The 8521-nt window shown below is 47.7% G+C and carries 10 protein-coding genes; 5 read left to right on the top strand and 5 right to left on the bottom strand.

All coding sequences use genetic code 11. From position 1 onward, the window contains the following. A partial coding sequence (locus ABW391_RS27810) for a nucleotidyl transferase AbiEii/AbiGii toxin family protein (RefSeq protein ID WP_353485175.1) occupies window positions 1–611 on the top strand: 611 nt, incomplete at its 5' end. 169 nt (window positions 612–780) lie between these two features. Here ABW391_RS27810 and ABW391_RS27805 read toward each other — a convergent pair. The 5 genes from ABW391_RS27805 to ABW391_RS27785 form a co-directional block, all read right to left on the bottom strand. Beyond that, window positions 781–1614, bottom strand: coding sequence for a zinc-dependent peptidase (locus ABW391_RS27805; RefSeq protein WP_353485174.1), 834 nt, complete (start codon window positions 1612–1614; stop codon window positions 781–783). A gap of 18 nt (window positions 1615–1632) precedes the next feature. Beyond that, window positions 1633–2559: an SWIM zinc finger family protein gene (locus ABW391_RS27800; protein WP_353485173.1), complete on the bottom strand. Its 927-nt coding sequence runs from the start codon at window positions 2557–2559 to the stop codon at window positions 1633–1635. A gap of 127 nt (window positions 2560–2686) precedes the next feature. Further along, complete coding sequence (rnc, locus tag ABW391_RS27795) at window positions 2687–3436, bottom strand: ribonuclease III (RefSeq protein WP_353485172.1); 750 nt, start codon at window positions 3434–3436, stop codon at window positions 2687–2689. Window positions 3437–3712: 276 nt separating this feature from the next. Then, entirely contained in the window at window positions 3713–4966 is a 1254-nt protein-coding gene (fabF, locus tag ABW391_RS27790) for a beta-ketoacyl-ACP synthase II (RefSeq protein WP_353485171.1), read from the bottom strand. Window positions 4967–5056: 90 nt separating this feature from the next. Next, on the bottom strand, window positions 5057–5329 hold the full coding sequence (locus tag ABW391_RS27785) for an acyl carrier protein (RefSeq protein ID WP_353485170.1): 273 nt from the start codon (window positions 5327–5329) through the stop codon (window positions 5057–5059). A gap of 272 nt (window positions 5330–5601) precedes the next feature. On the opposite strand from ABW391_RS27785, the gene ABW391_RS27780 reads away from it, so the two are divergent. The 4 genes from ABW391_RS27780 to ABW391_RS27765 all read left to right on the top strand — a co-directional run bounded on the left by ABW391_RS27780 (window position 5602) and on the right by ABW391_RS27765 (window position 7885). After that, window positions 5602–6351: an outer membrane beta-barrel protein gene (locus ABW391_RS27780; protein ID WP_353485169.1), complete on the top strand. Its 750-nt coding sequence runs from the start codon at window positions 5602–5604 to the stop codon at window positions 6349–6351. A gap of 97 nt (window positions 6352–6448) precedes the next feature. Continuing rightward, entirely contained in the window at window positions 6449–7195 is a 747-nt protein-coding gene (gene lptB / locus ABW391_RS27775) for an LPS export ABC transporter ATP-binding protein (protein ID WP_353485168.1), read from the top strand. Between the two features lie 10 nt (window positions 7196–7205). Beyond that, the gene (locus tag ABW391_RS27770) at window positions 7206–7481 is read left to right on the top strand and encodes a hypothetical protein (RefSeq protein ID WP_353485167.1); all 276 of its coding nucleotides are present in this window, start codon (window positions 7206–7208) and stop codon (window positions 7479–7481) included. A gap of 8 nt (window positions 7482–7489) precedes the next feature. Beyond that, window positions 7490–7885, top strand: coding sequence for a hypothetical protein (locus ABW391_RS27765; RefSeq protein ID WP_353485166.1), 396 nt, complete (start codon window positions 7490–7492; stop codon window positions 7883–7885). Window positions 7886–8521: the final 636 nt, after the last annotated feature.

The following is an 8521-nucleotide window of genomic DNA, read 5'->3' as shown; positions in this document are numbered from 1 at the left end:
TTGAGGTCTATTACCCTCACGTAATTGCTTCACCCGGATACCTCGAACCAAGGGTACAAATAGAAATAGGATGCCGCTCGCTAAGAGAGCCTTTTACAACGCAATCATTTAGTTCTTTGGTTGATGAAACCTATTCGGACCAGGATTTTGCACGACAACCCATCAAAGTACCAACCGTAAATCCGGAGCGTACTTTTTTAGAAAAGATTTTTCTTTTGCACGAAGAATTTCAACGTCCATCGGATAAAATGAGGGTAGACAGGTTGAGTCGGCACTTGTATGATGTGGTAAAATTATCAAAAACAGACTTTGCCGAAAAGGGGCTTACCGACCCGTATTTATATGAAACCATAGTCGAGCACCGATATAAATTTACCCGTTTGGGGGGTGTAAACTACAATTTACACCAACCTCAAACCATCAATCCAATACCAGTGCAAGCAGTTTTAGATGCCTGGAAGGCGGATTACAATACCATGATTGAACAAATGATCTATGAAGAGAATCCACCTTCATTCGATCAGATTATTGCAGATTTAACAGATCTCAAAAATAAAATCAACGCATTTTCATGGCAATTTCAAACATCATTCCCAAACCCTAATTCGTAATCCGCCCAAATTCGCGTCATCCGTTCTCCCATTGATGTCGCTTTTGCACCCAAATGCGCAGCATCACCAGTGCTCAGCAGTAATCGTCGCACCGTCGAGGTTATCAATTGATTTGGCGAAGCCGAATCCAATAATCAGCGCGTTTGTACCGAAAAATACCCAGCGGCCATCACCCCCGCACCCTCTCCAATCCAAAAATTCCCTCCAATTCCCCATACACCTCCGGCAGCACCGCCTTAAACTGCTGCGGAAAATGGAAATAATGCACAATGGTAGCGGGCAGCAGCTCTACGTTGGGGCGATTGATCCATTGCAAGATGGCTTGTGCCGGAAAACCACTGATGCGGCTGAACGCATGCCAGCGCTCGGGTTCATCGGCTGGCCAGTTCAGATCGGGAAAACCCAGCACAAAAGCCTGTGCCCATTCGTGCATGCCAATGTCGTAATATTCTCGGGGGCTCATAAATCCCTTCATGAGGTGGGGGGCAGAAAACAGCAGTACGCCATCTTCGGCAAAGGATTCGGAAGCATGGATGTATTGCGGAAATTGCGGTGAGTGGAAAGCTTGCGCAAAGACCACTACCGTTTCGAAATTGGGAAACAAATAATCTGGCAAGTGAAAAGTCAGTGGTACTGCACTGGCGGCCACGGCCAGTTTCAGGTCTTCCGTTACAGCAGTATCTTCCTGGGGGCTTTTAAAATCGGTCGCTATTTTGAACAAGGCCACTCGCTTACGAAAAAGATTGCGGTCTTCTTCGCGGAGCAATTGCTGGTAAAAAAGACAGTGCTTTTCAAAAAAAGTTCGCAAACCCTCCGGCAATTCGGGTGGATTGCGTTGGTACCAAAACCAGTCGATCTGCGGGGCGAAAATGTAGATCAGCGCCAGAAAAACGACGCAGGGCACTACATAAATGGAATAAGCTTGATCAACGGCCAAAGCCAGGTAAAAGCAAATGGCCATCCCCAATACAAAAGGTGCCGCCAGGATTCTACTAAATTGCATGCTTCGGTTGGTTTATGATTAGAGCTTTATAATTTGCTGATCGTCGATCATGGCCAGTGGGTTCAATCTGCTTCCATCCCATTCTGCAAACAAATCAATGGGGTGTCCGGCGCTACAGGCCAGGAGTTTCCAGTTTTTTTCTTCCTGTTTGCTGAGCGTCAGGTAATGGCGCTCTGCATCGAGGGCATAAAACTGTTCCTGCTGCAAAATAATGCTAAACCCGCTCAATACCACGGGGAATATTTGCAAAAAAGGATTCTCACTGAGTGCTTTGGTGTAGGCATTGGCCATGCTGCGGGCATTCAGGAAGCCATCGAAGGGTAAGAAGGACTCGCCGGACAATGCAAACTCTCCCACTACCGCCCGCAAGGGGTACACGCCCGGGAAAAAATGAAAATCTGCATCGATGACCGATCCCAACAACCATTCCTGGGTGTAAGGGGTGTCTCGAAAAGCAAAATCGAGGACCAGGGCAAATTTTTGCAGGCGCTCCGCCAAAAACCAGGTGCGGCGCCAGCGCAGATCCTCTTCCATCCCTGAGGTTTGACCCAAGGCCAGCCAGCGGTCGTGTTGCGCGGGTTGTTGATCCAGCAAATCGTTGCGGCGAATGGTGCGTCCACCTTGCAAAAGCAATTCTTCTTGAAGGGGTTCGGGCAGGGATTCTATGCGGCGAAAGGCTTGGGCAAAGAGGTAAAAATCGGCCAACTCGTTGAAGAAGAGTTCTGGCCATTGTGCCTCGTGCCTGCGGTCGCGCAATACCCGGATGCGCCGGGAGATAACCGCCAATTTGCTATCGGTCATGCGGGCAGCGATGCTGTCCCAGGTAGCGTTGGGTTGACTTTGCAAATGACCAAAGCCCTGGCGGATCGCATCCAATACCCATAGTTGAAGCTCGTTGGCTCCTTGTAGCATGGTTTCGATGCGTTTGTCCAGGACAGATTTCATGGCGGATGAAAATGTATTTTGGGGTACTGAACAACCAAATTCGGTTCCTAGTTTGGGCAACAGCAAGGGTTGCGGCTTGGGCAATTGCAAGGGTTGACAGTTTGGGCAACCGCAAGGGTTGCGGCTACTAGTCTTCGTCTTCTTCCTCGATCAGGATGCCCAGGGCCAACATGGCTTTTTCGGAAGCCATTTGCTCGGCGCTTTTTTTATTAAAATCGTCGGCGATGGCTACGCGCTTGTTGTTGATCATCACTGCCACTTTGAAGCGGTCGCGTTTTTCAAACTTATAACGCGCCAATAGCTTGTACGTTACACTTTTGCCGCTTTTTTGGCACCATTCCAGCAATTGACTCTTGTAGTTGTCGTCGAGGCGCTCCAGTTCGTGGATGTTGACGTATTTGCGCAGCATGTTGTGGATCACGAAATTCATGGTAGGTCCATACCCGCGATCGATGTACACTGCGCCCACCAGGGCCTCTACGGCGTTGCCCAACATGGAACGGCTGAGGCGGGTGGTATTGTATTCGGAGAGCAGAAGTTCGAGTTCCATTTTGTCGCCAATGCGGTTGAGCGACTTGCGCTTGACCAGTTTGGAGCGCATTTTGGTCAAAAAACCCTCATTGCTGTCTGGATACTTCTTGAAGAGGTATTCTGCAACGATGGTGCCTAACACCGCATCGCCCAGGTACTCCAGGCGCTCGTTGTTTTGCATGGCGTAGGCTTTGTCTCCACCCGCATTGCTGGTAGATTTGTGCGAAAACGCCAACTTGAAAATACCCAGGTTCGCCGGAGTATAGCCCAGTAAAGGTTTGAGTTTACGGGCCAATTCCTTATCCGGAGAAAGGTAGTAGTTATAAAATTTGAATAAAAACCGCAAGGCCGTTTGGTTGAGAGTGTAAATAATACAGCCCTGCAAAAATTTGACCGCGGTCAAATTTTTGCAGGGTGCTGATTATGAATCTATTCAGAAACGGCCTGTAAAAATTGAAAGGAGCAGAAAAAAACTACAAAAATACAGTTGCTACAAAAAAAACGATTTTGCAGCAGAAATCATGTTTAGCAATTTCGAGATGTAGGAAAATTGCTGAACAGGATTTCATTTGTTTGGGGAAAGGGTAGTTTTTGCGCTTTGCTCCCTTAAACACTTACAGTCCTATTCTGAGAACTGTTTAAAGATCAAAGATGCATTGTGGCCACCAAAGCCAAATGTATTACTCAAAACCGCTCTTACTTTGCGTTCCTGTACCTGGTTGAAGGTCAGGTTCAAGCGGTTATCGATTTCTGGATCGTCGGTAAAATGATTGATGGTAGGAGGAATAAACTGACCCTGTAGGGCCAAAATACCCGCAATGGCCTCGATGGCACCGGCGGCGCCGAGGAGGTGTCCTGTCATGGATTTGGTCGAACTGATGTTCAGGTTGTAGGCATGTTCGCCAAATACCCCCTGAATGGCCTTGGTTTCGGCAAGGTCGCCCAGCGGCGTAGACGTACCGTGTACGTTGACGTAATCGATCTCGTCGGCGTTCATTTTGGCATCCGCCAAGGCCATGCGCATCACGTTGAGCGCGCCCAATCCATCCGGATGGGGAGCAGTGATGTGGTAGGCATCGGCAGTAGCGCCTGCACCAACGATTTCGGCATATATTTTGGCACCGCGCTTTTTGGCGTGCTCGTATTCTTCAAGGATCAATGCGCCGCCGCCTTCGCCCAAAACAAATCCATCGCGGTCTTTGTCAAAAGGGCGAGAAGCTGTTTTGAAGTCATCGTTGCGGGTGGAGAGGGCTTTCATGGCGTTGAAGCCACCAATGCCTGCTTTGGTAACAGCTGCTTCAGAACCACCCGAAAGGATCACGTCGTTGCGGCCCAGGCGGATGTAATCAAAAGCGTTCATAATGGAGTGCGTAGCAGAAGCACAAGCCGAAACGGTGGAATAGTTGATGCCCCGGAATCCGTACTTGATGGAGATGTGCCCAGCAGCAATGTCCGCAATCATTTTAGGAATCATGAAAGGGTTGTACCGTGGGGTACCATTGCCAGAGGTAAAGGTTTCAATTTCTTCTTCCAAAGAGCGCAATCCACCGATTCCAGATCCCCAGATCACCCCAACTCTGTCGCGATCAAGCTGCTCAAGTTGTGTGGAAAGGCCAGAATCAATCATAGCTTCCTCGGCGCTCACCAAGGCAAATTGTGTGAAGCGGTCAATGCGCCGTACTTCTTTCTTATCGATGGCAATTTCGGGATCGAAGTCCTTGACTTCGCAAGCGAAATTGGTCTTGAATGCCGAAGCATCAAAAAGCGTAATAATGTTTGCACCACTAACGCCTTTCTGTAAACCTTCCTGGTATGCGGCTATTGTATTGCCGATTGGCGTTACAGCCCCCATTCCGGTTACAACAACTCTTCTCATATTCGGGTATTGATTAGCAGAAACAAGAGCATTGTTATAAAAAATCCACAGGCTGAAATTCAACCTGTGGATTTTTCCCGAACGCTGAAATTAGTGATCTTTGGACTTATCTGCGTCCTCTTTCTTGGGATGAATTACACCCTCAAGATACGAAACTGCATCACCAACAGTTTTGATGTTTTCCGCTTGCTCATCTGGGATGGAAATATCGAACTGCTTCTCGAATTCCATGATCAGCTCAACGGTATCTAGAGAGTCCGCACCCAAATCACCCGTGAAACTCGCCTCTGGAGTAACTTCGGACTCCGTGATTCCAAGCTTCTCAACAATGATTTTGGTTACTTTTTCTGCAATGCTTGACATGTTAGAAAACTTTATTGATTTATAAATGCACCCGCAAAGTAACGTAGAACTCAATTGATAAACAAAGTTTTTTAGGTAAATTTTTATTACCCTGTAAGGCATCTGTCAGTAAAGGCTGCCGTACAAAAGCCTGATTTTGTTGAATTCTGCGGAACTCTTGCACAGTCCATGCCAATTCACCACCTTTGTAGATGGATAAATAATGGTTCTGCCGATTGAAATTTTTTGGATTTCAACCCTTAGAATCGCCTCATTTTTTAAAAGTAACGGCTATGCGCAGCTTTTTTATCGGCTTATTTTTGTGTGTATCGACGGTTTGGGGCTTTACCCAAAGTACAGCTTTTGGCTTTAAAGGAGGACTTACCGCGGGCAGACAACGCTGGGACAATACCTTTGAGCGAGACATGCTTCTAAGGTACCACGGCATTGCTTTTATCGAAAGTGTGGGGGAAGATTCCCGCTTTTCGCTTTTTGCTCAAGGGGGCTACCACATCAAAGGCAGCGCCATTCGCACCCCTCGTGGAACCATTACGGGGTCAGGAGGTTCTATTTTTTCCATTCCAGCGCAACAGATTTCCTTCGAGTACCGCAATATTTCGTTGACGGTAGGAGCAAAACAACGGCTGGATTTAGACCTGGGCGAAAAAAAAGTGTATTATCTGCTGGGGATTCGTGGCGATTATACGCTCAGCACCCAATTGGGGCCGCGTTTTCCCGACCAGTACGATATCTACACGGTGTATTATCCTATCCCTGAGTTTGTACGCAAATTCAATTACGGCCTAACGGTGGGAGGTGGCATTGAGTTGCCATTTAGCGAGTTGGTTGGGGCGCTGCTGGAATTTACGGTCAATCCAGATTTTTCTTTTCAATACAATCAGCCCCCTTTGGAAAACATCATCAATCCAAATCCGTTTGCTCCCAGAGGGAACATTACCCTGCCCCAGCGCAAAAGCACCAACCTTACCTTTGAGGTGTCGTTGGGTTTCCGCTTTTTGCGCAAGGTAATTTATGTAGATTAGTACACGAAAAAGCGGGTCTGGGGATCTTATGGTTTTAGTGAGGAGAACATGCGACCTCCGAAAACTACAAAGCTCCAAAATCCAAAAAACAGAAGGAATGATTCTGCGCAGCGACAACCTGATCAAATTATATGGCCGCCGACAAGTAGTCAAAGGGGTGACGATCAACGTCAACCAGGGCGAAATCGTCGGGCTATTGGGGCCAAACGGAGCCGGTAAAACCACCACCTTCTATATGGTTGTGGGCTTTATTCAACCGAATGAAGGCAAAGTATACCTCAACGATGAGGAAATTACCCACTTGCCCATGTACAAGCGGGCTCAAAAAGGCATTGGTTACCTGCCCCAAGAGCCATCGGTGTTTCGAAAGCTTACGGTAGAAGACAACATCAAGGCCGTATTGGAGATGACCACGTTGTCGCTTGCCGAGCAACGCGATAAACTGGAAGAACTGGTAGACGAATTTGGCCTGTCCAAAGTGCGCAAAAGCCGAGGTGACACCCTTTCGGGGGGCGAGCGCCGCCGTACCGAAATTGCCCGTGCGCTGGCCACCAGCCCAACCTTCATTTTGCTGGATGAACCTTTTGCCGGGATTGACCCCATTGCAGTAGAAGACATCCAGTACATCGTGGCCAAGCTCAAAACCAAAAACATCGGAATCCTGATTACGGATCACAACGTGCAGGAAACCCTTTCGATCACCGATCGGGCCTACCTGATGTTTGAGGGCAACATTCTGAAAGCAGGCACTGCCGAGGAACTGGCGGCAGATGAGATGGTACGCAAGGTGTATTTGGGACAACACTTTGTACTGCGCCGAAAAGTAATCGATGTTTCTAGATAATTGACAAGGGATGAAACTCAATTTTGTCGGAACCATCCTTGGGCTTTTTGGCCTTCTGGTGTTCCTTTTTTCTTGCGGTGAAAAACCTCCACTCAAACTGACCACTACCCAGCGGGATCAGATCGATACGCTGTATTTGCGCAAGCTCAACCAGGAAGGCATGGCGCTCGAAATGGACAGCCTGTGCAAAGCTACCCGCGAGGCAAAAATTCAGGTGCTGGTGGATTCCATGCTCAAAGCACGCCGTGCCGAAGAGGAAGAATTGAGACTAAAATATTCCAAATGATTCGTCGAATGCGCCAACTATTCAAACGCTTCTCCTGGCTTGCCGCTGGCCTGTTGTTTTTGTGCACAGCCTGCCTTTCCAACAAAGACTACAGTGAGGAAGAGGTTAAAGTCTTGATGAGTCAGGAACTAAATCGCCGACTCTTAGAATACCGCAAAGTCAAAATCAAGGCCTGCTATGAAGAAGCATTCCAGGCTGCCACCCATATTGCCGATTCTCTCCTGATCGAGCAAGCCTACTTCGAACGCGATACGCTGTCGCGCCCACCCAAACCCATCAAACCCACCGAGGGCATTCCCGATATCAAAGGTCCAGACACCATTGCCCTGAAGCCACTGTTTGAAGGCAAAAAGAAGAAAATAAAAATGGATACCTTGGGAAAGAAAAATAAAGGGGTTCAGTAGGTAACAATCTTGATTTCCCGTTTTTGCATCCAAGTGGAAGGTTAATCCACGCTGGATCAGCAGCGTGTGAGGCTACCGATTATACACATCTTTCGATACTTGATTTTAGCATTGATAGTGAACGATTTACGAAAATTACCAACCCCCAAACCCCTGGAAGGGGAGCAGATTTTCGGTAAGAAAAAACCTTACTTTTGCTAAAAAAAGGTAGCATTTTGACCTAACGTAAGCTGGGCTCCCCTTCCAGGGGTTTGGGGGTTGGTCATCACCAGCACCATCTTGCCAGCAATGCAAATTTGTGTATAATCGGTAGGCGTGGAAGGGGAGGGGTGTTTCAAAAATCAAAATTTGGGGTGGTCATTTTGGTGTAAAAGTGCCTTGATTGGTGTTGGGGAGGGGAGGATATTTGTGGCATGTATGGTCGAAGATGTCATGTACTGGGCATAAATTAATTCACCTTGCGATATAAAAAATTTCACCAATGAAATCCACAACCTTACAACCCTACTGGCGCACCATCAGTATCACCATCACTGGCTTTATCCTTGGCATATTGTCCTGTATTCCTGTCATGCTTCTATTCGGGACAGAAAAAAAAGATTTTAACCAGCCTCTTCCATCTCTGTTAGGATACAC

Source organism: Haliscomenobacter sp. (assembly GCF_040403615.1).
GTDB lineage: Bacteria > Bacteroidota > Bacteroidia > Chitinophagales > Saprospiraceae > Haliscomenobacter.
Note: the sequence above shows the minus strand (reverse complement) of the source record. Positions and strands in the feature narration are given on the sequence as shown.